Origin of the sequence: Pseudoalteromonas sp. JC28, from assembly GCF_013319255.1 — a bacterium.
GTDB lineage: Bacteria > Pseudomonadota > Gammaproteobacteria > Enterobacterales > Alteromonadaceae > Pseudoalteromonas.
The window spans coordinates 227,278-252,621 of sequence record NZ_QOKX01000007.1 but is presented as its reverse complement, the minus strand read 5'-3'; the positions used below and the strand labels follow the sequence as shown (position 1 = coordinate 252,621).

Here is a 25,344-nt window from a genome sequence, read left to right as displayed (position 1 = left end):
TAGTTAATGCAAAGCAAAAACAGAAAAAACTTAATAAGATTCTTCGATAAAATAAATCCATTTTTTTACAAATTTATTTTACTTTTTATCAAAGTTATTAATTTGTTCCGAGGTAAAAGTAGAGTTTTGGTATTCACAGACTCTAGAGGTGCGGAGATCACTAAGCCATTTTATAGGAAAAATCCATTTTCCTCATATATCAGATATTTTATATTAAAATATGCTTGTGATGTGCATCTGTGTGAAGAAAAATATACAAGCTTGATCGATTTTTTTGAATTATATAAAAAAATAGATAAGACAAAATATAGTTTTATAGTTCTACACTGTGGTATTGTGGATTTTGCACCTAGGCCTCTAAGCTCATATTTAGATATGCTCGAGGCTAAGCGTGGGAAAATTCGTTCGCTCGGTTGGTCTGAGAAAGATTTTGAAATAGAGGGTAGGGTTGCTGGGCTCGATTATGAAGGTGAAGTCACCTATTCATTTTTGCCATCTAAATTTTTCGAGCAGACGATAATTAATGGAGTTGCTGATATTCCTAACCTGATATATATAGGGGTCAACCCTGTATTACATGAATGGGTCGGATGTTATTGGAGAGATAGGCCTAAAAACATTAACGAGCAGCTAAAGTACGATAGGTTATTACTTGATACACTGAAATTTGTTGTTCCATTGCAACATTGGTCTGCAGCTGAAATAAAGCAGTTTACTGTTGATAATGTGCATTATAACAAAGCCGGCTTTGATTACATTTTAGAGGAAACTAAATCCTTAGTTGATATGATCGAGAAATGATTAAGGATATTATTAAATATGGTATTGGGGAAGCCTTTACTAGGATCGCTCCTTTTTTTATCACTCTTTATGTTGCTAATTTATTTGAACCAGATGTTTATGGTTCTTATACTTTACTGATATCTCTTTATGAGTTGCTCTTTATTTTTATTGGGTTCAACATACAAGCTACAACTAGGGTTGATTACTTTAAAGATGATTTTGAAAGCTTTTTAAAGAAGAAAAAATCTCATTTTATTTTGTCTTTAACTTTTGCGGCTTTAGTCGCCGCTTCGTTTTCAGTTGTAAATATTTTTCCTATAGAATATGTACTTTTGATGATTGTCGCTTGTATATTTAGGACGCTGTCCCTTTTTGTTATGACATTATTTCAATGCAATAAAGAAGCAATGCGTTACACTCTGTGCAATTTTTTGTATAGTGTCATACTCGCTTTTACAGTTTACATCTGTGTAAATTTGGGTATGGGAGAAGAAGGTTGGGTATATGGAGTTGTTGTTGCTTCTTTTATGCAGCTGGGGATAGCCCTGTCTATTGGTAAGTTTATTGTACTGTGTAAGGTGCTGGCTTGTAAGGTAAACAATGAAAATCTGAAAATAACCTTTTTTTCAGCCGCTATTTTTTTACCTCAAGCGATTGGTTGGTGGTTAAAAAGTGGCGCTGATAGGTTTATCATTTCAACGAAAGCGGGTAACGAGATATTGGGGAACTTTGCTATAGCATTTCAAATTTCCTCAGTACCAGTGCTAGCTATTGGGGTTCTAAATCTAGTTCTACTTCCTAATTTAAACTATTTACTTGCTAAAAAAGAGTATACTAAAGCCTCCAGCTTATTGTATAAATTTGCGCTTCTAGGTGTTGTAGTTACACTACTTTCTTTCTTTCTTGGGAAAGTTTTAATTGGTTTTTACTATAGTGAGAAATACATCTATGCAAGTGAGTACTTTAACTATTTTATACTTGCAACGTTATTTCATGTTTTAATACTTGTCTTTACTAACTACCTTTACTATGAAGGTGGTGGTGTAAAAATAGCTAAAGCAATTTCGCTTGTTTTTATAATACAGGCTCTACTAGCTTTTGTGATTATTGATTACTTTGGTGTTATAGGTATGCTTGTGCTGTCAGTTTTTTCCAATTTAATTCTTATGATATACATTATATATTTGTTTAAAAAATCTGTTTCCATAGAGAGGTGTAATAGTGTCAATATCTAATTCTATTTTTAATTTAATAAGAAATACGGGTATGAAGTATGTGCCAAAAGATAGGGTTAACTATAAAATATTGGAAAGGCAGGCTTTTTTTAGACTTTCTAGTAAAGTTGAATTGCGTAAGTTAAGAAATAAGTTTAAAGGACAACGATGCTTCATAGTTGGAAATGGCCCCTCTCTTAATAAATGTGACTTAACTTTTTTAGAAAACGAATATTCATTTGCGGTGAATGGTATTTTCTATAAAACTAACGAGATGGGCTATAAACCAACTTTTTATGTTGTAGAAGACTATCATGTAATGCATGACAACCTTGAAGAAATTAAAGCTTATGAGACTGAATACCGTTTTTTTCCAACAAATTATAAACATCTTTTTGGTTGTGTTAGTAAGAATACCCTCTTTTTTAATATGAATACAGGCTACTACCAAGAAACTAGCCCAAATTTTGGAATTCCTAGGTTTTCGGCAGACTGTAGTAATGAAGTATACTGTGGTCAGTCTGTTACAATGATAAACTTGCAGCTTGCGCACTATTTAGGGTTTGAAGAAGTGTATTTAATCGGTATGGATTTTAGTTATAATATTCCGGATAGTGCCGAAGTTGATCAAACTGTCATTACTTCGACTGAAGATGATGAAAACCACTTTCATCCAGATTACTTTGGTAAAGGCAAAAAGTGGCATGACCCTCAGTTAGATAAAGTTCTAAATTCCTATAAAATGATGAAGTTAGTTTATGAATCTTCTGATAGGTGTATTTATAATGCAACTGTTGGTGGAAAGCTTGAAGTTTTCGAACGAGTAGATTATGAATCGCTCTTTAAGCGCTAACGGCTCTGTTTTGGAAGTGTTAAATAGTCGTTCTTTTTCTCTAAATAGGGAGTTTTTGTTCTCTGTTGGTATAATTATTTTTGGTTTTGCTCTATTGCCGTTTTTTCCAGCATTATCTAATTTAATTGCTATCCTATGTTTAATTCTGTCACTACATGGGCGAGCTGCAATAGGGTTTATATTTATTGCGGTCGTTCTATTTATTTTGAGTCTAGGTATAAACGCTGCTTCGTATCAGCAGTTTCTTTATCATGAATCTGATTTCACGAGTTACTATAATAACTTTCTTACATTTGATGAATGGTTTAAAGGTGATTGGTTTGTTTATTCAGGTGGGGTAGAGGTCGGGCTTCCATTTATCAACTTTTTTTTAAGTTTTATACTGGATGAAAAGCCTTACCTTTTTTTAGTTGCACATTTGTTAATTCAAACTGGCCTGCTAATTTTTTTAGCGAAGCTGATCAAAAAGAAATTTGGTCTATCACTATTTGAATTTGGAGTTCTCTTAGGTTTTTTGTTCGCTTTCTATAAGTATTTAGGAATGCTTAATCATATGAGGCAAGGGTACTCTAGTATGTTTATACTTATAGCCTTATATTCAAGTGGGAAAAGAAAGAATGCTTTTATATTTATTGCCTGTTTATTCCACTTGTCGACTTTGCTTGTCTACCCTTTGGCTAACTTGATATATATTTCTAAAAATGTTAAATATAAAAGGTGTCTTGTTTATCTTTCTATACCTGCAGCATTTATATTCTTTTTTGCTTTTGACTTTTTTGGCAGGCTTTCCTCAATGGATAACTTTATCATGGAAAAGCTTCTATTTACTTTTAAGGAAAGAGAAGGTTATTCTGTTTATATATCTTCAGTATTTTATTCATTTATAAAGGTTGTTTATTTACTTCCCTTGTTTATTTTGAATGAGTTTTATAGCAATAAGGGTAGCAGAAAAAATCTAAGACTATCTATGCTTGCGATTATCGTTCCTATATTGTCGTTAAGCTTTTTACCATCATTTATATCTAGATTATACGAGTTTGTATTGGTTACATCTGTTGGGCTTTTATACTTTTATTTTTATATGAATTGCAAAGCTGTAGGAAGGTTGATTGCTAGGTCTGTAGTCTTCGGCTTTATACTTACTCTTAACTTCAGGTGGTTTATACTCGATGATAGCTTTTATGCTCGTTACCCTTTATTTTCTTCCGAGCCGTTTTATTATTTTGATAGCTTGGCCGAAGAGAGCTCAAAGGTATCAAGGTTTGACTTACCTCCTTTAGAAGATATAAATAAGTAATAGGAATTAAATTTGAAAATTTTGATTAATGCTTCAAATCTAAAAGTAGGAGGTGCAATTCAGGTGGCAACTTCTATTGTAAATCAAATTTCAGAAAAAGAAAATATATATACTGTTTTGTTATCACCTGCATTCTTAAATATTAATTTTGATAAGAAGAGTAATGTTAATATCATACGAGTTGACTACCCTCCGCGTTTTAATTTCTTTGGATATGTTCCTGATTTTGATAATATCGTTAGTGATTCTGACTCTGAAGTTGTATTCACAGTCTTTGGCCCATCTTATTGGAAGCCTAAAGTAAAGCATTACTGTGGTTTTGCACAAGGTTATTATTTATATAAACATTTACCTTTCTTTAAAAATCAAGGCGCGCTTTTTAAGCTAAAGTTATCATTGCTGTCAAGTTATCACAGGTTCTTATTAAAGAATCAAGTAGATGATTATTTTGTAGAAACACAAGATGTTCAAGTTAAGTTAGGTGAATATCTTGGTGTTTCAAAGCAAAGAGTCCATATTGCTTCTAACACTTATAGTGCGTTTTTTGAGAGTTATAAAAAAGGAGAGGTATCTCGTGTCCAGGATTCGAATGTTGTTAAGTTACTGACCGTGGCTTTTCCCTATCCTCATAAAAATATATTGATTTATAAAGAAGTTGTAGATTTATTAGTAAAGAATACGGATAAAAAATTTCTTTTTTATATTACTGTGCCTGAAGATTACTATGTTGCTAACTTTGAAGGGTATGAAGAATATATTATTAATTTTGGTAAGGTAAATAATTCTGAATGCCCAGCATTATATGACAAATCTGATTTTATGATACTTCCCAGTTTGGTTGAGTGTTTTTCTGCATCCTATCCAGAGGCAATGTACATGGGAAAGCCTATATTAACTTCTGATTATTCTTTTGCTAGAAGTATATGTGGAGATGCTGCTATTTATTTTGACCCCTTAAGTGCAAGTGATATTTATAACAAGATAGTTGAGTTAGCTATGGATAAAGATAAGCAATGTGAACTGATCGCCAAGGGGATGAAAAGACTGTCTGACTTTGATTCGCCTCAAAGTAGGTTTCAAAAATATATTAATGAATTTAAGAGGTGAACTGTAATGTTCAAGAATAAGGTTTTGTTAATCACTGGCGGAACAGGCTCATTTGGTAATGCTGTTCTACGCCGTTTTCTAGATAGTGATATTAAAGAAATTCGTATTTTTTCTCGTGATGAAAAAAAGCAGGATGATATGCGTAAGCACTTCAATTCTGATAAGTTGAAATTTTATATTGGTGACGTACGTGACTACCAAAGCGTAGCTAATGCGATGCGAGGTGTTGATTATGTTTACCATGCAGCTGCACTCAAACAAGTTCCGTCTTGCGAGTTTTACCCATTAGAAGCGGTTAAAACAAATGTGATTGGTACTGAAAATGTACTTGAAGCGGCGATAAGCTTTGGTGTTGAGCGTGTCGTTTGCTTAAGTACAGATAAAGCGGTTTACCCAATCAATGCAATGGGAATTTCTAAAGCAATGATGGAAAAAGTAATTGTCGCTAAAAGTCGTAATTTAGAGCATACCAATACAACAATTTGTTGTACCCGCTATGGTAATGTTATGGCTTCTCGTGGTTCAGTTATACCGTTATTCATTAGACAAATTGTAAATAATGCACCAATTACAATCACTGATCCAAATATGACACGCTTTATGATGACATTAGATGATGCAGTTGATTTAGTTCTTCACGCCTTCGAAAACGGTGTTAATGGTGATATCTTTGTTCAAAAAGCACCTGCAGCAACAATTGAAGTACTTGTTAAAGCAATATTAGAAATAATGGCCAAGCCAGAGCATGAAGTGAATATCATCGGCACTCGTCATGGTGAAAAGCACTATGAGGCGCTTTGTTCTCGCGAAGAAATGTTTGTAGCTGAGGAGCAAGCGGGCTATTACAGGGTGCCTGCTGATAATCGAGATCTTAACTATGCGAAATATTTTGAAGAGGGTGAAAGAGATCTTTCTAAAATCGAAGATTACAATTCACATAATACAGAGCGACTAACAGTTGAAGAAATGAAGCAATTATTAAGAAAGCTTGATTTTATTCTGGAAATTGAAGCTGGTAATGTGTTAGTCCCTGAGGGGGTGTAATATGAAAGTTCTTGTTTTGGGTATTACTGGTATGCTTGGTTATAGCATATATAGTAACCTCTCTGAAAATAAGTCTCTTAACGTCTATGGTACATTGAGAAATATAAGTGGTAAAGATGATTACTTTAAGGGTCTTACTGAAAACTTAGTGCAGGGTGTTAATATTTATGATTTTGACTCTGTTATCTCTTCTATTAATAATATTAAGCCAGATGTAGTTGTTAATTGTATAGGCTTAATTAAACAGCATGATGTATCTAAATTACATACTGAAGCTATTTATGTAAATGCATTGTTACCTCATAAACTTGCAAAGCTATGCAGCACTTCAGGTGCAAAGCTAATTCACTTTTCAACGGACTGTGTTTTCACTGGTGACATAGGTAATTACAGTGAAGAGAGTAAGCCTGACGCTCTGGACTTATATGGTAGCTCAAAAAGATTGGGTGAAGTTGACTATGGTGGTCACTTAACACTACGTACTTCTATTATCGGTCATGAGTTAACATCAAATGTTAGCCTTGTTGATTGGTTTTTATCTCAAAATGGGAGCGTGAAAGGTTTCACTAAAGCTATTTTCTCTGGTTTACCTACAGCTTATATAGCTAAGTTATTAATTGATAGAATTTTACCAAATACCGATATATCAGGCCTTTATCATTTATCAGTAAACCCGATAGATAAGTTTACATTGCTATCTCTTATATCTGATATTTATGGGCATAATATTGAAATTTATCCTTCGGAAACTTTTAAAATAGATAGGTCTTTAAATTCAAGTAAGCTTAGAAAAGAATTAGCGTTAAACACTCCCGCATGGCCGGAATTAATCGAATATATGAATATGGATTATAAGAAAAGATACTCATTATGAATAATTTAAAAATAGCGACAATTGTTGGCACTAGACCTGAAATCATTCGACTTTCACGGACGATTGCAAAACTCGATAAGTACTGTGACCATGCTTTAGTTCATACTGGTCAAAATTATGATTATGAGTTAAATCAAATCTTTTTTGATGATTTAGAAATCAGAAGCCCTGATATATTTTTAGAGTGTGCAGGCGCAACGGCTGCAGAGACTATAGCACAGGTAATTAGTAAATCGGACAAGGTTTTTGAAGAGCTACAGCCAGATGCTATTTTAATTTTGGGTGACACTAATAGTGCTATGGCAGCTATTACAGCGAAAAGAAGAAAAATACCGATTTTTCATATGGAAGCTGGTAACCGCTGTTTTGATTTACGTGTACCGGAAGAAATAAATAGAAAAATTGTAGATCACATCTCTGATGTTAACTTACCCTATAGTACCATAGCGAGAGATTACCTACTCCGTGAAGGCCTAAAGCCTGAGTTTGTAGTTAAAACAGGTAGTCCAATGGATGAAGTTTTGGCGCATTATTCAGATAAGATTTCTAAATCGGACGTACTTGAACGTTTACAGCTGAAGCTAGGAAAGTTTTTCTTAGTTAGCGTTCATAGAGAGGAAAATGTTGATTCTGAGTTTAACCTAAACAGTTTTGTTGGTGTTTTAAATTATATTGCAGAGCATTACGGTTATCCTGTTATTGTTTCTACACACCCTCGAACGCGTAAGAAAATTGATGCTTTAAACCTAACTTTTCATGACAATGTTCAGCTTTTGAAACCTTTGGGCTTTAGTGATTATGTAAAACTGCAAACACAAGCAAAAGCGGTGCTAAGTGATAGTGGTACAATCACAGAAGAGTCGTCAATCTTGAATTTTCCAGCGCTAAATATTCGTGATGCTCAAGAAAGACCGGAAGGTTTGGAAGAAGGTGCAGTTATGTTCACTGGAATGAACAAAGGTCGTATTATTCAAGCTCTACGTATTCTTGAGGAACAACCAAGAGGCGAAAGTCGCCTATTAAATAAAGTTCAAGACTATATAGCTCCAAATGTGTCAGATAAAGTGGTTAGAACAATTCATAGTTATATTGATTACGTGAATACATACGTCTGGAGAAAGTAATTTTGAGAATTGCCCTTCTCCCTGATGATTATTTACCAAGTAGTACTCTAGTACATGCAAAAATGTTTCACGAACTAGCGCATCAGTTTCTGGTTTTGGGCCATGAAGTTGTAGTTATAACTCCTGGTAATGAAAACCAAGAAAGTAGATTGTGTGTTGATATACAAGATGGTGTTGAAGTATGGCGCTTTAAAGCTGGCACTAGACGAGGTGTTGGAAAATTAAAGCGTGCTGTAAATGAAAGCTTGCTATCCCATGCTGCGTGGAGAGCGATCAAAAGTAAAGTAAATGAAAGGCCTTTTGATATTTGTGTAAACTATTCTCCAACTATTTTTTTTGGGTCACTAGTAAAAAAACTCAAAAAAAATCATAAAACGTTTGTATATCTTGTTTTGAGGGATTTGTTTCCGCAGTGGGTAATTGATGAAGGGATGATAAAAGAGAGCTCTATCATAGCTAAATATTTTAGATACTTTGAACACTTGAATTATAAGGCTTCTGATAAAATTGGATTGATGTCTAATGCTAATGTAGAATATTTTTCTAAGGTTAACCCATATTATAAAGATATCGAGGTTTTACATAATTGGGCAAATTTAACTCCGTTAAGTGTTGTAGATAACCCTTCAATTAATATAAGGGGTAAGTATAACTTGGAAGAAAAGGTGATTTTCTTCTATGGGGGTAATATAGGCCATGCTCAGGATATGGATAACTTACTTAGACTAGCTAAAAATATGCAAGAATGTCCAGAGGCTCATTTCTTGTTTGTAGGTCAAGGTGATCAATTTGAGCATGTAAAGCAATCTTTATCTAAGCTTGAGCTGGCTAATGTGACCTTGTTACCTTCTGTCAATCAAAGTCAATATAAAGAATTGCTAACTCAAGTTGATATTGGCTTGTTTTCTTTAGCTAAAACGCATAAAGCACATAATTTCCCCGGTAAGTTACTAGGTTATATGGTTCAATCACTCCCAATTTTAGGTAGTGTAAACAAAGGAAATGATGTTATTGACTATATTAGAAACTCTGAATCAGGATTTGTGCATATAAATGGAGAGGATAAGCTTTTTATGGAAGGTGCTATGAAGCTTTTGGAGAGTAAGGAGTTAAGGATTAAAGTTGGAAGAAACGCATATAACTTATTATGTGAAAGCTTCTCAGTCGAACAGGCCGCTCAACAGATTTTAACGGGATATAAAAAGGTATTATGAATATACTTGTAACTGGTTATTCTGGTTTTGTTGGTTCTGAGTTATCTAAGTGTATATACCAAAAGCATAATTTGAGCTTTCTGGGCCGAAAGCCTTCTTCTTACGGTGTTGTTCATCAAGCAAATATCGACGGACAAAGTGACTTTACTACAGCATTAGAGAGTATTGATGTAGTAATCCATTGTGCGGCTCGTGTTCATGTTATGAATGATTCAGTCGCTGACCTTTTGGAAGCATTCAAAGTGGTCAATACAATGGGCACTTTGAACCTTGCAAATCAGGCTAAAAAAGCTGGGGTAAAGCGTTTTATTTTTGTGAGCTCTGTTAAAGTAAATGGTGAAAGTACTTCAGACTCAAAACCTTTTTGTGCTTCAGATGAACCAAAACCAAGAGATCCTTACGGCGTTTCTAAAGCTGAAGCTGAAATGCAACTTGTTGCATTAGGTAAAGAAACCAATATGGAAATTGTTATTATTCGACCGCCATTAGTTTATGGCGAAGGGGTAAAAGCAAATTTCGCCTCACTCATGAAATATGTTGGCAAAGGCCTACCACTACCTTTCAGAAGTATTAATAAAAATAAACGAAGCTTAGTATCTGTTTATAATTTAGTTGATTTGATTAAAGTATGCATAGACCATCCGAAAGCTGCAAATCAGATATTTTTAGTAAGTGATGGTCACGATTTATCTACCGCTGAAATGGTTGCATTAATGGCTAAGGTGCAAAATAAAAAGAAATTAGCTTTACCAGTCCCTGTTTGGTGTTTTAATTTTGCTGGCAAGTTGTTAAACAAGCAAGATGTAATTGATAGGCTGACGGGGTCACTTGAGTTAGATATAACTCACACTAAAAATACACTTAACTGGTCCCCGCCTTACTCTGTTGAGCATGGCTTTAAGCTTGCTGCAAAGAAATAATATATGGATTTAAATATGATACGTTTACTTGACTTTTTATTTTCCTTGTTTGGCCTTTTATTCGCATTTCCTTTCTTGGTTATTTTATACGTTATTGGCCTCTTTGATACTGGCTCTCCAATTTTTACTCAAGAGCGTGTTGGTAGAAATAAAAAGCCATTTACTTTAGTTAAGTTTAGAACGATGAAAGTAGATACGGCTTCTGTGGCAAGTCACCTTGCGAGTACCTCTTCTATTACACCATTTGGGCATTTTCTTCGCAAAACAAAATTAGACGAGCTTCCACAACTTTGGAATGTACTAAAAGGTGAAATGAGCTTGGTAGGCCCCCGCCCAGGTCTTTACAGTCAAGAAGAGCTCACATATGCGAGAGAAGCTAAAGACATATATTTGGTTAGGCCTGGAATAACAGGCCTTGCGCAGGTGAATGAAATAGATATGTCTACACCTGAATTACTTGCGACAACTGACAGGAAAATGATTGATACTTTGACAGTGGCTAATTATTTTAGATATATCGTAATGACGGTAACTGGCAGTGGTTCAGGGGATAGAGTTGGTAAACACTAGTTTAAGATAGTCTCTGTTTCAAACTCGCGCGCCTTCACATTTTCCTCATACATTTTTGCTACTTTTGTGTATACTGCAACATGTACTATGCTTTAGTTCGTCTGCGGTTTTAATTCGGATTGGAATAAAAAGGGAACACAATGGATAGTTGGTTTCGCGCTTTACTTGGCGCTTCTCGTAGCCAAAAACGACTTCTCACGCTCGTATTAGATTCAGTTTTTATAGTCTCAGCCTTTTGGTTAGCGCTTATTGTTCGCCTCGATAGCTTTGCACCACTGGCTAATTTTAATAATTGGCTAATCCTCGCGTTATTACTCCCCATTAGCTTGGTGATATTTGTAAAACTTGGTTTATATCGCGCTGTGCTCCGTTACGTTGGGGCAAATGCAGTCGGTGCTGTTGTACTTGGTACTGTTATTAGTACCGTGATTTTAGTGTTGTCTTCATTTTTTACGCAAACCGCCATTCCTCGTACTATGCCCTTTATTTATGCCTGGTTGATGATACTTTCAGTAGGTGGCTCGCGTATTTTAGTAAGAGCACTTATTTGGCGATTAACCTCATTTACTAAGACCCCTGTGGTTATTTATGGCGCTGGAGATGCTGGTCGGCAGTTAGCTACCGCGCTCGCAACAGGGCCTGACTATTATGTTACGGCGTATCTGGACGACGATCCAACTAAACATAATGCTATTATCCAAGGGATCCCGGTTGTCGCCTTTGATGAAATCTATAATTTGATAGATAAAAAGCGAGTAAACAAGGTTTTACTTGCTTTACCAAGTGTGTCGCGCTCTCGCCGTAAAGAAATACTCACTAAGCTAGAAAAACTGCCACTCGAGGTGATGACAGTGCCTGGTATGGCAGATGTTATTGACGGTAAAGCGCAGCTTAACGAGATAAAAGAAGTCGAAATTGAAGACTTATTGGGCAGAGATCCAGTGACGCCACAAGCAGAGCTGATGGCTGCAAATATAAAAGATAAAGTCATTATGGTAACTGGTGCAGGTGGTTCTATAGGCTCTGAACTATGCAGGCAAATTATATTAAATGGACCTAAAAAGCTGGTGCTTTTTGAGGTGTCTGAGTTTGGTTTATATAGTATTGAAAAGGAGCTGAATCAGCTAGCATTGAATAAAGGCGTATCATTGGAAATAGTACCAGTGATGGGATCGGTGCAACGTATCAACCGTATTGAAACTTGCATGAAAGCCTTTGGGGTGCAAACTGTCTATCATGCCGCGGCCTACAAGCATGTACCGCTTGTAGAGCAAAATGTCGTTGAGGGTGTTCGTAATAATGTATTTGGTACCTATTACACGGCTAAGGCCGCTATTAACGCAGGAGTAGAGACCTTTGTATTAATCTCTACAGACAAAGCGGTGCGCCCAACCAATGTGATGGGTGCAACCAAGCGTATGGCCGAGTTAGTGTTACAAGCCTTGGCTGAAAGTAAAGCAACGTCTAAAAATACCCGTTTTTGCATGGTACGTTTTGGTAATGTGCTTGGTTCTAGTGGTTCAGTTGTGCCTCTATTCCGTAAGCAGATTAAAGAAGGTGGACCAATTACCTTAACGCATAAAGATATCACCCGGTTTTTTATGACCATACCGGAAGCTGCGCAGTTAGTTATTCAGGCGGGTGCCATGGGTAAGGGTGGTGACGTATTTGTGTTAGATATGGGTGAATCTGTTAAGATCAAAGACTTAGCGACCAAAATGGTGCATCTTTCTGGCTTAGAAGTTAAATCAGAGTCAAACCCTCATGGCGATATTGAAATTGAATGCACAGGATTGCGCCCAGGTGAAAAGTTATATGAAGAGTTATTGATTGGTGACAATGTTGAAGAGACCTCTCATCCACGGATCATGACGGCCAATGAAGTAAAATTACCAATGGCAGAGCTAGAAGACTTTATGAGTGCAATGGATACAGCTTGTCATAACTTTGATCATGAGCTTATTCGTAAATTGTTGTTGGAGGCGCCCACAGGGTTTAATCCTACAGACGGTATTTGTGATTTGGTGTGGAATGAAAAACGCCAAGTGCTTGAAGCTCAACGTGAGTCTGAGCGGAAAGTGATCAATTTTAGGAGCGTGTAACGATCTTATCTCGGGGTAAACCTGTTGCTACGGGGTTGGTGTTTGGAACCCTTGTCGCGGGATAAACCTGCTGCTACGGGGTTGGCGTTTCGGTGCTGTTGTCGCGATGCTCTTATCTCGGGGTAAACCCGTTGCTTCGGGTGGGGTTTTGGTGCTGTTGTCGCGGGATAAACCCGCTGCTACGGGGTCGGTGTTTTGGTGCTGTTGTCGCGGAGTTATGTATTCGTAGCAGCGACTTTATGTCGCGACGCTTTTATCTCGGGGTAAACCTGTTGCTACGGGGTTGGTGTTTGGAACCCTTGTCGCGGGATAAACCCGCTACTACGGGGTCGGTGTTTCGATGCTGCTGTCGCGGAGTTATGTATTCGTAGCAGCGACTTTATGTCGCGATTTTTTATCTCGGGGTAAATCCGCGGTTACGGGGATGGCGTTCGGAGCCCTTGTCGCGGGATAAACCCGCTGCTACGGGTGTGGTGTTTCGGTGCTGTTGTCGCGGAGTTATGTATTCGTAGCAGCGACTTTATGTCGCGATGCTCTTATCTCGGGGTAAACCTGTTGCTACGGGGTTGGCGTTTGAAACCCTTGTCGCGGGATAAACCCGCTGCTACGGGTGTGGTGTTTCGGTGCTGTTGTCGCGGAGTTATGTATTCGTAGCAGCGACTTTATGTCGCGACGCTTTTATCTCGGGGTAAACCTGTTGCTACGGGGTTGGTGTTTGGAACCCTTGTCGCGGGATAAACCCGCTACTACGGGGTCGGTGTTTCGATGCTGTTGTCGCGGAGTTATGTATTCGTAGCAGCGACTTTATGTCGCGATTTTTTATCTCGGGGTAAACCTGTTGCTACGGGGTTGGTGTTTGGAACCCTTGTCGCGGGATAAACCCGCTGCTACGGGTGTGGTGTTTCGGTGCTGTTGTCGCGGGGTTATGTATTCGTAGCAGCGACTTTATGTCGCGACGCTTTTATCTCGGGGTAAACCCGTTGTTACGAGGTTGGGTTTTTCTATACTTCATTGTACGATGTCTACATAATACTTATAACGGTGGCTGAGCTGGTTAATTTGCTCTGCCACATTTAATTCAAGAATTGAAAATAAAAATCGGTCTGCGCACATGTCAAAAATAAATACGATTCTTGCAGGTAGCATTACGCTTGCAAGCATGCCTGTTTTAGCTGATACCCAATTGAATAATTACACCGCCTTTGCAGGTTATACTGGCCTATTCAACACGCCAAATGCTGAAGTACTTGAAAAGGGAAGTATTGATATTGGTTACAATAACCAATTAGATCAGAGTGGGCTTAAATATGTCGATGGTCATAACTATATCTTCTCTGCAGGAGTGTTTGATGGCCTTGAAGTTAGCGGTGTGATTGCGTCAAACACTATGCATGACAATATGTTTGCAGAGGGTAGAGGTCAGCTTCGAGATCTATCGTTTAACTTAAAATATCAAATCCCCTATATTCCTAAAGAGTGGTTTAATCTTGCTATCGGCGGTAAAGATTTAGGTGGGGCGGCAAATAACTATGAGACTTACTATTTAGCTGGTTCACGCGAATGGAACGACTTTAGATTTTCTGCTGGTTTTGCGGTAAGTGATCGCGCAACAGGACAAATGGATGGCGCTTTTGCTGGTATTGAATGGCAGCCGTTGGATTGGTTTGCATTGCAGGTTGAGCATGATGCGGATGCAGTGAATGCGGGTTTACGTTTAACTGTACCTAAGGAGTGGATTTACGATGTAGGTACACTCACGTTAACCAGCAAGTTTTACAGCAATACAGATCATGCGGAAAAGGACACCTTTTGGGGTATAAACTTCTCCATGCCTTTGTTTGAGCAGGCAAAGTTAAATGACCCTACGGAAGCTGCACCAGCGCCGATTTTAGATAACCATAAAAAGCGTGAGGCTGCATTTGAAGCACACTATCAACAGCAGCGAGAATTAGCTCAAAAGCCGCTAGAAGAAGCCAAACAAGAAGTAACTGAGCGTGATGAATACAGAAAGTCACTTACGCTACAAACTCGGGAACTTAAAAATGCACTCATCGACGATGGCTTAGAGGCGATTAGTGTGGGCTTTAATCGTGACCCGCATATTGTTGTAAGTTTTGAAAACTATGTCTTTAATCGTAATGATATAGACGCTATTGGTCTTGTGCTTGGTCGTATCGCTGAACATATAGATGAGCCTGAGGCTAAATATACGATTCAGTTATTAAACCGTGGTATTCCAATGCTTTCTGTGCGTGGTGATATTGATAATTACCGTGAATTTATCAATACCAGCAGTACGCCAGACATGGATATTCGCCGCGGTGAAATGGATCCGATTGGCAGTGTGTCTTGGGTGGGAATGCCTAAAGCTAACAGTCCATACTTTAGACCTCGCGTAACAGTAGGGCCTTCGCTCGATTCACACTTTGCGACTGAGATAGGTGTTTATGACTTTTCACTCGCAATTAAAGCCGATGTGGATGTACCGATGTGGTACGGCGGTGGTATAAGCGTTAGCGCTGAAACTGAAGTTGCCAAAACAGATGACTACGAAACGGGCAAAGCATTTGGTCGCTTTGCAAAAGACAGTGGTGTTACGCAAGCGACAATCTATCAAACGTTAGATTTACCGTATGGTATTTATAACCAAACCCATATTGGTTTCTTTAAAGAGTTTAATGACTATACCGGTATCAAAAACGAAACGACTTGGCTTAGTGAAAATGGTCGTCACCAGTTTAATGCTGAAATTGGTTATTTAGAATATGATGACTATGACTTAGATAGAGACTATCAAACTTTGTCTTATCGTTATAACTGGGTTGAGCAGGATGTGAGTTTTCACGCAACAGCAGGTCGATTCTTTTATGAAGATAGCGGTGTAAAACTAGAAACTCGCTTCTGGTTTGGTGATAGCTATATTTCAATCTTTGCCCAAGATACGGATGTACAGGTCGCAGGTATTGCGTTTAGCATCCCACTGACTCCACGTAAAGATATGGCACCAATCCGTTATGGTCAGATAAAAGGGAATGAAGCTTGGCGCCATGAAGTGAGTACACGTATTGGTGAGTCAACAAATGCATTGGTAATTGGCCGCGGACATTCAATTAAAACGCCCGTGAATTTGGATAAGACATTCCTTAATCAAGGACGCTTGTCGAGTAGTTATATTTACAGCAATTTGGCAAGATTGCGAGAAGCATACCTAACTTACAGATAACAGTATTAGCGGCTTTACGTCGCGATGTGTTTGTCGCGGGATAAACCCGCTGCTACGGGAGCGGTGTTTCTATGCTTTTGTCGCGGGGTTATGCATTTGTAGCTGCGACTTTACGTCGCGATGTGCTTGTCGCGGGATAAACCCGCTGCTACGGGAGAGGTGTTGCGGTGCTTTTGTCGCGGGGTTATGCATTTGTAGCTGCGACTTTACGTCGCGATGTGCTTGTCGCGGGATAAACCCGCTGCTACGGGAGWGGTGTTTCGGTGCTTTTGTCGCGGGGTTATGTATTTGTAGCAGCGACTTTACGTCGCGATGCTCCTGTCGCGGGATAAACCCGCTGCTACGGGAGAGGTGCTTCGATGCTTTTGTCGCGGGGTTATGTATTTGTAGCTGCGACTTTACGTCGCGATGTGCTTGTCGCGGGATAAACCCGTTGCTACGGGAGCGGTGTTTCTATGCTCTGTCGCGGGATAAACCCGCTGCTACGGGAGAGGTGTTTCTATGCTTTTATCGCGGGGTTATGTATTTGTAGCAGCGACTTTACGTCGCGATGTGTTTGTCGCGGGATAAACCCGCTGCTACGGGAGTGGTGTTTCGGTGCTTTTGTCGCGGGGTTATGTATTTGTAGCAGCGACTTTACGTCGCGATGCTCCTGTCGCGGGATAAACCCGCTGCTACGGGAGAGGTGCTTCGATGCACTTGCTGTAGGGTTATGTATTTGTAGCAGCGACTTTATGTCGCGATGCTCTGTCGCGGGATAAACCCGCTGCTACTAAAACCTGCGGGAATCATATAGCCATCTCATTCTAACTATTAAATTTATATACCTTGTTAATAGATAAGCACTATATTGCAACTTTTTGCTATAAATGTGACTTCATTCATTGTCTATTTAGTGTTCTAAAGGTATCCTACTTTCAACTTATTACAGGCGGTTGGAACTACCGCTTTTCTGTGATAAATTAAGGCAGCTAACTCCGACTATATGGTTGTTTTTTCGCTAGATTGGTAGAATAACTGAGTTGGCTTTAGTCAGGGAGCGACTTAGTTCCTGTCTGTCTTATTAAACTTATTAAATGATTTAAAACTTAAGCTTATATTGCTCTCTCGCAATATGGCTTTTTTTTATGAGTTAACGCGTCAAATTGGCGTAAGTTAACAGAAGGAAAACAAGGACTAATCATGATTGCAAATAAAAAATCTCTTCTTGCGCTCTCTGTAGCGTCTGCGCTAACGCTGTCTGGCTGTTTTAGCGATGACGATAACAACGTAACTATCACGCCTCCACCAGAGCCTACAGATCCAGTAATCGTTGCACCTGAGACTCCAGATGCACTAGCACTAGTTGTAAACGGTAACGTTGTTAATGCTGACTTCGACGCGATCAAAGCTCAAGTAACTTTGCTTGAAAACGGTGAACTAAGCGCAAACACTGTTGACGTAAATGGCACTGCAGTAAACGTGATTGACGCAACTGAAGGTGACTTTACTTTCACACTGAAAGAAGGCGCTTCTGTTGATTCAATTACTGTTAACGTAACAGCTGAAGGTTATGTATCTAAGAGCTTTATTGTTGATTTAACACTTGCTGAAGGCGAGTCAGTAGTTCCTGCTCAACTAGAGCTTGTTTCTAAGAACGCTGAAGGCCTAGCTGATAAAGTGGTAGAAGCTTCTGTAACTGATGCAACGACTGCTGAAGTAATCACAGCAAAAGCTGAATCTGGTAAAGCAGGTGCTGACGTAGCGGTTCCAGCAAATACTCAGCTACTTGATGCAAACAACAATCCAGTGTCAGGTTCTACAATTTCACTAAATGTTACTGCTGCTGATAGCACATCAGCAAGTGCGGGTGCTATTCTTCCTGAAGGTCTTAACGCAGCAGGTGCTGCTGAAGTTAAAACTCCAGTTGCTGTAACTAACATCGTAATGACTGACGATGCTGGTAACAAAATCAAGAAGTTCAGCCAGCCTATCGAAGTAACAATGGCAATTCCAGCTACAACTACACTAAGTAGCGGTGAAGTTGTTAAGACAGGTGATGAACTAACGCTAACTTCTCACAATGAAGATACAGGTGTTTGGTCTACTGAGACAAATAAAGTAACTGTTGGTGCATTAAATGAAGCAAACGGCACATACGCTGGTTCATTCATGACTGACCACCTTACGTTCTTCTCTGCGGTAGATACATTCGATGCATGTCAATCAGACATCAATGTAACTTTCTCTGGTGATGAAATCCCAGCTAACGGTTTAACTGTTAAGATGGAATCTAGCGACTATAAAGCTTCTGTACAAGCAAAAGCAGGTTCTACATCACAAACTGTTATTTCTGCAAACAAGGCATCACAAAAAGGTATTGCTGCTGATGCAACAGCACGTGTAACTGTTAAAGACAAAAACGGTAACACATGGTTCGATAGCGAAACTGAAGTATCAGTTTGTGGTAACGTAAACGTTGCGCTAGCTAACCCTGTTACACTTGTTGCTGAGTCATTCGCAGTAACTGCTGTTTGTGAAAATGACAACACAGTAACGACACCACTAACAGGCGCTGTAGTTAAATACCGTCTAGAAAATAAAGGCTTCGAATCAGCTGCTGGAACTGGCGGTACATACGAGCTAACAGACCTAGTAGAAACATCTTCATATGAAGTACGCGTTGTACCACGTGGTGCTAAGTTTGCGGGCCTAGGTGCTCAAAACTTTACTATCACTGCTGATGGTACTGACGAGTCTGCTGAAATCACAGTAGCATGTGACGAAGTAACTGGTTCTTAATAACTATCGACTAAGATTTGCCTTCAATAAGGCAATTTACGTCTTAGTAAGATTGAAAAGCCGCTTAAATGCGGCTTTTTTGTGTCTATCTCTTATTTAGTGGTGTCTATTAAAAGGCGTTGTTGTGCGACTTTGTATTTAAAATATGTCAGTAGTTGTTACGGCAATCTAAGGCTATGAAGTAAAAGCATTTGTTATCTTGGCAGCTCTCGCCAATCATGAACGAACTCGCCAACCTCAGTGTAAAAATATTTTAATTACTAGCTGGACAATCTTTGAACTTTCTCTATATTTAAGTTTTGATGTAATAAAACGCGCGTTAGTGCCGCTTGGCACTTTCAAAAAAGGGAACAAGGACCAATCATGATTTCGAACAAAAAATCTTTACTCGCTTTGTCTGTAGCTTCAGCTCTAGCATTATCTGGCTGTTTTAGCGATGATGATGATAATGTAGTTGTTAAGCCGCCAGAACCAACAGACCCTGTGATTGTGGCGCCAGAAACGCCAGCCGCTCTAGCATTTGCTGTAAGCGGTAACGTAGTTGATATTGATACTGTTGATATCGTTGCGCCGGCTACAATTGCCTTTTTTGAGGATGGAGAGCCTGCCTCAAACTTGGTTAACGTCAATGGTGATGCAATAACACAGATTGCAACAGAAGATGGTAGCTACACCTTTACTGTAAAAGAAGGTGCAAACGTTGGGATCGTAACTGCGGTTGTAACTGCTGACGGCTATTTTTCAAAAAGCTTTGACATCGACTTAAGTAATGAAGATTCGGCAGCAACGCTAGAAGCTGAATTGGCGCTTGTGTCAAAAGGTGGTGACGAAGTTGTTGAAGCAAGCGTTTCTGAAAGTGTGACTAACGCAACAACAGCCTCTCCTGTTACAGCTGCGGCTGAAAAAGGTAAAGCAGGTTCTGATGTAACGGTTCCAGCAGGCGTACAACTAAGAGATGCAAGTGGTAATGCCGTTACAGGTACTTCTGTATCATTAACTGTTGGCTCTGCGGATCCTACGTCTAGCAAGATTTCAGCTGTTTTGCCAGCTGGGTTGAGTGCAGATAGTACAACTAGCATTAAAAAGCCTGTTGGTGTAAGTAACATAGTTATGCAAGATAACAATGGAACGAAGATCAAACAATTTAGCCAAGAGATCGATGTTTCTGTTTCACTTCCTGTCGCAACCTTAGCACCATCTGGTGATAGAACAATTCAAACGGGAGACCAGTTTGATGTTTCTTCAAATAACGAAGATACTGGTAAATGGCAGTCAGAAACGAATAAAGCAACTGTTGGTGCGTTGAACGCTGAAGGTACGGCTTACAAAGCATCTTTTAAAACCGATCACCTTACGTTCTTTACATTGTCTCGTTCAGTTCCAATCTGTACGCAAGGTATTACTGTTAATGTGACTGGTGATACTGTTCCGAGCTCAGGTCTATATGTGAGTATGACTTCAGCAGATGCAAGCGTATCAAGTTATTTACGTGGTGGTAGTACGTCAAAAACAGTCGTTTCAGCAAGCACTTCAGCTCGTTACGGTATTAGCTCAACGGCATCAGCACGTGTAGTCATTCGTGACGCAGCAGGTAACGTGTGGGGGAATGCTTCTGCAACGAATGCCGAAGTTCCGGTATGTGATGGCCCAATTTCGATCGCGCTAGCAAATCCAATTCAAACCACAGTTAATGAAAATGTAACTGTTAGAGCAGTTTGTTCTAACGATACAACGGTAACAGAAGTTATCCCAGGTGCGATTGTTAAGTATAGATCAAGTACGACTAAGCCATTCCGCACAGCAGCGAACAATGGCGACGGTACTTTTGCACTATCAGCATTAAATGGTGATGTCGCGTCATATGCCGTTAGTGTAGACCCTCGAATTTCTGCACCGTTTACAACGTCTATTACGCCAGATGGAACAGATGAAACTATCGATGTTTCAGTAGCTTGTGACACTGTAACGGGTAGTTAAGTACAGAATGATTAGTCCAATCAGTTAAGCCGCGGAGACGCGGCTTTTTTCTTTTCTCAATTAAATATATACATGTAGGTATTACTCGTTATCACTTTTTTCGCGGGATAAACCCGCTGCTACAAACTTGGCGTAGCAGCGACTTTAGGTCGCGACTCTTTTATGGCTTTAGGTCGCGACTCCTTTTTATGACTTTATGCCACAATTCTTCTCTTTACGCGCTTGTCGCGGGATAAACCCGCTGCTACAAACATGGCGTAGCAGCGACTTTAGGTCGCGATTCTTTTATGGCTTTAGGTCGCGACTCTTTTATGGCTTTAGGTCGCGGTTCTCTATTATTGTTTTATGCCACAACTCTTTTCTTTACGCGCTTGTCGCGGGATAAACCCGCTGCTACAAACATGGCGTAGCAGCGACTTTAGGTCGCGATTCTTTTATGGCTTTAGGTCGCGATTTTTTTTATGACTTTATGCCACAATTTTTCTCTTTACGCGCTTGTCGCGGGATAAACAGGCTGCTACAAACATGGCGTAGCAGCGACTTTAGGTCGCGGTTCTCTATTATTGTTTTATGCCACAACTCTTTTCTTTACGCGTTTATCGCAGGATAAACCCGAAGCTACAAACATGGCGTAGCAGCGACTTTAGGTCGCGACTCTTTTATGGCTTTAGGTCGCGGTTCTCTATTATTGTTTTATGCCACAACTCTTTTCTTTACGCGCTTATCGCAGGATAAACCCGAAGCTACAAACTTGGCGTAGCAGCGACTTTAGGTCGCGACTCTTTTATGGCTTTAGGTCGCGATTTTTTTTATGACTTTATGCCACAATTTTTCTCTTTACGCGCTTGTCGCGGGATAAACAGGCTGCTTTGAGGAGAAGGTAACTATCAAACTTCCGAAAAAGACTAAAAACCGTTAAACTTAAGATCTTTAGTATACTCAATACGTTGACTACAGTATGAAATCTCATTTAGGCCGAAGAGCGTTTTCCTCTATGGAACTTCATACTTTGTTCAATGGCTATATATACTCGGATGAAAAGTTGAAGCGTGAGCAACCCAAGCATTGGCATTTTTGGTTACCTTTGCTGAGCTATTATACGGGGGCTTACAGTGATGAAATTGGTTCTCTTACACTTGATGATATTCATTATGAAGATCATGTTCATGTGTTTCATTTTAATACTCACGGTAAAATTCAACCACGTATTGTGCCCATCCATTCTGCTTTATGGCAAAGCGGGTTAGAGCAGTATTTAGCACTAGTCAAACAACAAGCTCATCATCGCATACTATTTGATTTACCAGCTAAGACTGGGCGCTATAGTGAGAAAGTCAGAATTTGGTTTTCTGGCGAAGGGGAAAGGCAAGGGTACTTGCAGAAGTGTGGTCTACCTAATGTTGACCAGCAAGGCATGAAAACTGCGATCAGCAGTCTGCGTTTGAATTTTGAGCAGCAAGTTAGAATTTCAGCTATACAGCTCGGTACAAAAAGCAGCTTCCAATATTTGCTGGGTCTCAAGCAAGATGGCCATGAAGTGAAACGTCCTCCTCTTTGCTTACTGAAGCAGGTCATTTCACCAATCCGAGTTATCAATCCGAATATTACATGGCAACGCTTTTTAGAGCGACAGTAAAGTGTAGTATTCAGCTACTACCACAGTGTAGATCGTTTGCTTTATTATTTGCAAGGTAAGTTAAGCAGGTAATACGCAACATTGACGCCAAGTTTTTAATCTCACCATGGCGTTCAATTACTTCTTGATAAAGAGTTGAAATAAACTCAGCTAAAGTAAGCTGTTCATTCTTAGCTATGTTTTCTAGCAGGTGCCAAATTTCGTTCTCTAAAGCAAGGCTAGTAACAGCACCTTGAATTCGGATAGAGCGCTTATCTACTTCGTAGCAGTGAGGGGGGGTTGATGCGTAGAGCTCACACATATAAATTCCATAGGTAAAGTAATGGCAAAAATGATCCATTCAATGATCAGAGTGAAAGATGCTGATCGTTCAACTAAATTTTATCATGATGTATTTGCATTGACAGTGAAGCGACGACTAGATTTTAGTGGCTTTTCTCTTATCTATCTTGGCAATGAAGAAACGTCCTTTGAATTAGAGCTGACTTGGAATCATGAGGCTGTAGATTATACCATCGGTAATGGCTATGGGCATCTTGCATTTGCTGTAGATAATTTGAAAGTAATTTACGATAAAGCCCAAAAAAGTAACTACAATCCTCAAGCAATCAAGGACTTTTATAATCACGATGTATTGGTAGCAAGGTTCTTTTTTATCAAAGATCCTGATGGGTATGATATTGAAGTGATTGAAAAAAGTGACGTATATCGGTAGAAACGGGGTACTCCGCGTCAAAGGTTGTAAATCTCAACATAAAATCGTTAAATAAGTCGCGACCTAAAGTCGCTGCTACGCATGTGCAAACCGGTAGCAGCGGGTTTATCCCGCGACCAAGGTTGATGTGAGTCGTGATATTAAATCTTACAAGCGTCGCGACCTAAAGTCATAAAAGAATCGCGACGTAAAGTCGCTGCTACGCATGTGCAAACCGGTAGCAGCGGGTTTATCCCGCGACCAAGGTTGATGTGAGTCGTGATATTAAATCTTACAAGCGTCGCGACCTAAAGTCATAAAAGAGTCGCGACGTAAAGTCGCTGCTACGCATGTGCAAATCGGTAGCAACGGGTTTATCCCGCGACCAGGGTTGGTGTGAGTCGTGATATTAAATCTTACAAGCGTCGCGACCTAAAGCCATAAAAGAATCGCGACCTAAAGTCGCTGCTACGCATGTGCAAACCGGTAGCAGCGGGTTTATCCCGCGACCAGGGTTGGTGTGAGTCGTGATATTAAATCTTAAAAGCGTCGCGACCTAAAGTCATAAAAGCGTCGCGACGTAAAGTCGCTGCTACGAATGTGCAAACTGGTAGCAGCGGGTTTATCCCGCGACCAAGGTTGGTGTGAGTCGTGATATTAAATCTTAAAAGCGTCGCGACCTAAAGTCAGAAAAGAGTCGCGACCTAAAGTCGCTGCGACGAATGTGCAAACCGGTAGCAGCGGGTTTATCCCGCGACAAACTAAGAAGCTAGGCTTAATTGATGAAAGCGTTTTAAGAATTGTGAAAATTCTTCACCTAACTGCTCGTCACGAATAGCATATTCAACGATAGCTTTAAGATAACCCAGCTTATCTCCGCAGTCATGTGAGCGTCCACTCATATGAAAAGCTTCAACGGTTTCTTTTTCCATCAACATATCGATAGCATCGGTTAACTGGATCTCGCCACCGGCACCGACAGGTGTTTTCCTTAATAGGGGCCAAATATTTTTAGAAAGTACATAGCGACCAACCACTGCTAGGTTAGAAGGAGCCTCTTCAATGCTTGGCTTTTCGATCATATGCTTTATCGCGCTACTCTCGCCAGCGCTAAGTTGAATGCCATTAACATCAGCGATACCGTACTTACATACGTCCTGCTGTGGAACCGGTTCTAGCATAATTTGGCTAGTTTTGGTTTGGTTAAAACGAGAAAGCATTGCAGCAAGGTTTTCTTTACTTTGATCCGCAGAATATTCGTCTAAAACTACGTCAGGTAATACAACAACAAAGTCATTGTCACCAACAATGGGCTGCGCACATAACACAGCATGTCCAAGGCCCTTAGCTTCACCCTGACGAACATGCATAATAGTGACGTCGTCAGGACAAATTGAGCGCACTTCATCTAATAACTTGCGCTTTACGCGCTTTTCAAGGGTTGCTTCCAATTCAAAGCTGGTATCAAAATGGTTTTCAATTGCATTTTTTGATGAGTGAGTCACTAACACAATTTCTTTGATACCTGCTGCAACACATTCTTTGACTATATATTGAATGAGTGGCTTATCTACCAAAGGCAACATTTCTTTTGGAATGGCTTTGGTCATTGGGAGCATGCGAGTACCAAGACCTGCGACAGGAATAACTGCTTTCATAAAAAGTCCATATTTTGACTAGTTTCCAATTTTCACCCTGCATTGTAGCGCTTCATATAAAAGTTGCAAACCAGATTAAGTTGCAATTTCTCCAATAGTATTCAGGAGTATACTCTAATACTTCATTTTATGCCGTTACTTCGCTTTTTCGCTATTTTGGAGCTATTTGTACAAGCTATTAGGCGAATGAAAACATCATGAACGACGAGAGCTGAATGAGCACTGATTTTGGAGGTTACCACTTTGATCTTTCAACGCTTTTCCATATCTCAA

Annotated in this window: 19 protein-coding genes; 17 read left to right on the top strand and 2 right to left on the bottom strand. The window is 39.4% G+C overall.

Translation table 11 applies throughout. The annotated features are described in order from the left end of the window. The first annotated feature begins 6 nt into the window (after positions 1-6). The 16 genes from DS891_RS16605 (at position 7) to DS891_RS16530 (ending at position 22,719) form a co-directional block, all read left to right on the top strand. Complete coding sequence (locus tag DS891_RS16605) at positions 7-801, top strand: hypothetical protein (protein WP_174170396.1); 795 nt, start codon at positions 7-9, stop codon at positions 799-801. Next, positions 798-2,018, top strand: a complete 1,221-nt coding sequence (locus DS891_RS16600) for a lipopolysaccharide biosynthesis protein (RefSeq protein WP_174170395.1) — start codon at positions 798-800, stop codon at positions 2,016-2,018. The genes DS891_RS16605 and DS891_RS16600 overlap by 4 nt, the downstream gene beginning before the upstream one ends. Then, positions 2,005-2,850: a 6-hydroxymethylpterin diphosphokinase MptE-like protein gene (locus DS891_RS16595; protein ID WP_368032209.1), complete on the top strand. Its 846-nt coding sequence runs from the start codon at positions 2,005-2,007 to the stop codon at positions 2,848-2,850. The genes DS891_RS16600 and DS891_RS16595 overlap by 14 nt, the downstream gene beginning before the upstream one ends. Beyond that, positions 2,828-4,147, top strand: a complete 1,320-nt coding sequence (locus DS891_RS16590) for an EpsG family protein (protein WP_174170394.1) — start codon at positions 2,828-2,830, stop codon at positions 4,145-4,147. Before DS891_RS16595 ends, DS891_RS16590 begins: the two co-directional genes overlap by 23 nt. 12 nt (positions 4,148-4,159) lie before the next feature. Further along, positions 4,160-5,254, top strand: coding sequence for a glycosyltransferase (locus tag DS891_RS16585; protein WP_174170393.1), 1,095 nt, complete (start codon positions 4,160-4,162; stop codon positions 5,252-5,254). Positions 5,255-5,260: 6 nt separating this feature from the next. Continuing rightward, positions 5,261-6,298 (top strand): polysaccharide biosynthesis protein, encoded by a 1,038-nt coding sequence (locus DS891_RS16580; RefSeq protein ID WP_174170392.1) that lies wholly within the window; start codon positions 5,261-5,263, stop codon positions 6,296-6,298. 1 nt (position 6,299) lies between these two features. After that, positions 6,300-7,172: an SDR family oxidoreductase gene (locus DS891_RS16575; protein WP_174170391.1), complete on the top strand. Its 873-nt coding sequence runs from the start codon at positions 6,300-6,302 to the stop codon at positions 7,170-7,172. Then, the gene (gene wecB, locus DS891_RS16570) at positions 7,169-8,296 is read left to right on the top strand and encodes a non-hydrolyzing UDP-N-acetylglucosamine 2-epimerase (RefSeq protein WP_174170390.1); all 1,128 of its coding nucleotides are present in this window, start codon (positions 7,169-7,171) and stop codon (positions 8,294-8,296) included. Before DS891_RS16575 ends, wecB begins: the two co-directional genes overlap by 4 nt. Before the next feature lie 2 nt (positions 8,297-8,298). Then, the gene (locus tag DS891_RS16565; RefSeq protein WP_174170389.1) at positions 8,299-9,510 is read left to right on the top strand and encodes a glycosyltransferase family 4 protein; all 1,212 of its coding nucleotides are present in this window, start codon (positions 8,299-8,301) and stop codon (positions 9,508-9,510) included. Beyond that, on the top strand, positions 9,507-10,430 hold the full coding sequence (locus tag DS891_RS16560) for an SDR family oxidoreductase (RefSeq protein ID WP_174170388.1): 924 nt from the start codon (positions 9,507-9,509) through the stop codon (positions 10,428-10,430). Before DS891_RS16565 ends, DS891_RS16560 begins: the two co-directional genes overlap by 4 nt. Before the next feature lie 15 nt (positions 10,431-10,445). After that, on the top strand, positions 10,446-11,000 hold the full coding sequence (locus DS891_RS16555) for a sugar transferase (protein ID WP_174170387.1): 555 nt from the start codon (positions 10,446-10,448) through the stop codon (positions 10,998-11,000). Positions 11,001-11,140: 140 nt separating this feature from the next. Then, positions 11,141-13,102, top strand: a complete 1,962-nt coding sequence (locus tag DS891_RS16550; RefSeq protein WP_174170386.1) for a nucleoside-diphosphate sugar epimerase/dehydratase — start codon at positions 11,141-11,143, stop codon at positions 13,100-13,102. 1,111 nt (positions 13,103-14,213) lie between these two features. After that, complete coding sequence (locus DS891_RS16545; protein WP_174170385.1) at positions 14,214-16,325, top strand: YjbH domain-containing protein; 2,112 nt, start codon at positions 14,214-14,216, stop codon at positions 16,323-16,325. Positions 16,326-17,507: 1,182 nt separating this feature from the next. Further along, positions 17,508-19,106 carry a hypothetical protein gene (locus DS891_RS16540; protein WP_174170384.1) on the top strand — a complete coding sequence of 533 codons (1,599 nt, stop codon included), beginning with the start codon at positions 17,508-17,510 and terminating at the stop codon, positions 19,104-19,106. A 363-nt stretch (positions 19,107-19,469) separates the two neighbouring features. Next, on the top strand, positions 19,470-21,083 hold the full coding sequence (locus tag DS891_RS16535; protein ID WP_174170383.1) for a hypothetical protein: 1,614 nt from the start codon (positions 19,470-19,472) through the stop codon (positions 21,081-21,083). Between the two features lie 958 nt (positions 21,084-22,041). Beyond that, positions 22,042-22,719: a hypothetical protein gene (locus tag DS891_RS16530; protein WP_174170382.1), complete on the top strand. Its 678-nt coding sequence runs from the start codon at positions 22,042-22,044 to the stop codon at positions 22,717-22,719. Between the two features lie 10 nt (positions 22,720-22,729). Here the strand turns inward: DS891_RS16530 and DS891_RS16525 are convergent, their stop codons facing one another. Continuing rightward, positions 22,730-23,020 carry a ribbon-helix-helix domain-containing protein gene (locus DS891_RS16525; RefSeq protein WP_010605743.1) on the bottom strand — a complete coding sequence of 97 codons (291 nt, stop codon included), beginning with the start codon at positions 23,018-23,020 and terminating at the stop codon, positions 22,730-22,732. Between the two features lie 21 nt (positions 23,021-23,041). Here DS891_RS16525 and DS891_RS16520 point away from each other — a divergent pair, with 21 nt between their 5' ends. Further along, positions 23,042-23,434: a VOC family protein gene (locus DS891_RS16520; protein WP_174170381.1), complete on the top strand. Its 393-nt coding sequence runs from the start codon at positions 23,042-23,044 to the stop codon at positions 23,432-23,434. Between the two features lie 740 nt (positions 23,435-24,174). Here the strand turns inward: DS891_RS16520 and galU are convergent. Further along, positions 24,175-25,071: a UTP--glucose-1-phosphate uridylyltransferase GalU gene (gene galU / locus DS891_RS16515; protein ID WP_102056114.1), complete on the bottom strand. Its 897-nt coding sequence runs from the start codon at positions 25,069-25,071 to the stop codon at positions 24,175-24,177. Positions 25,072-25,344: the final 273 nt, after the last annotated feature.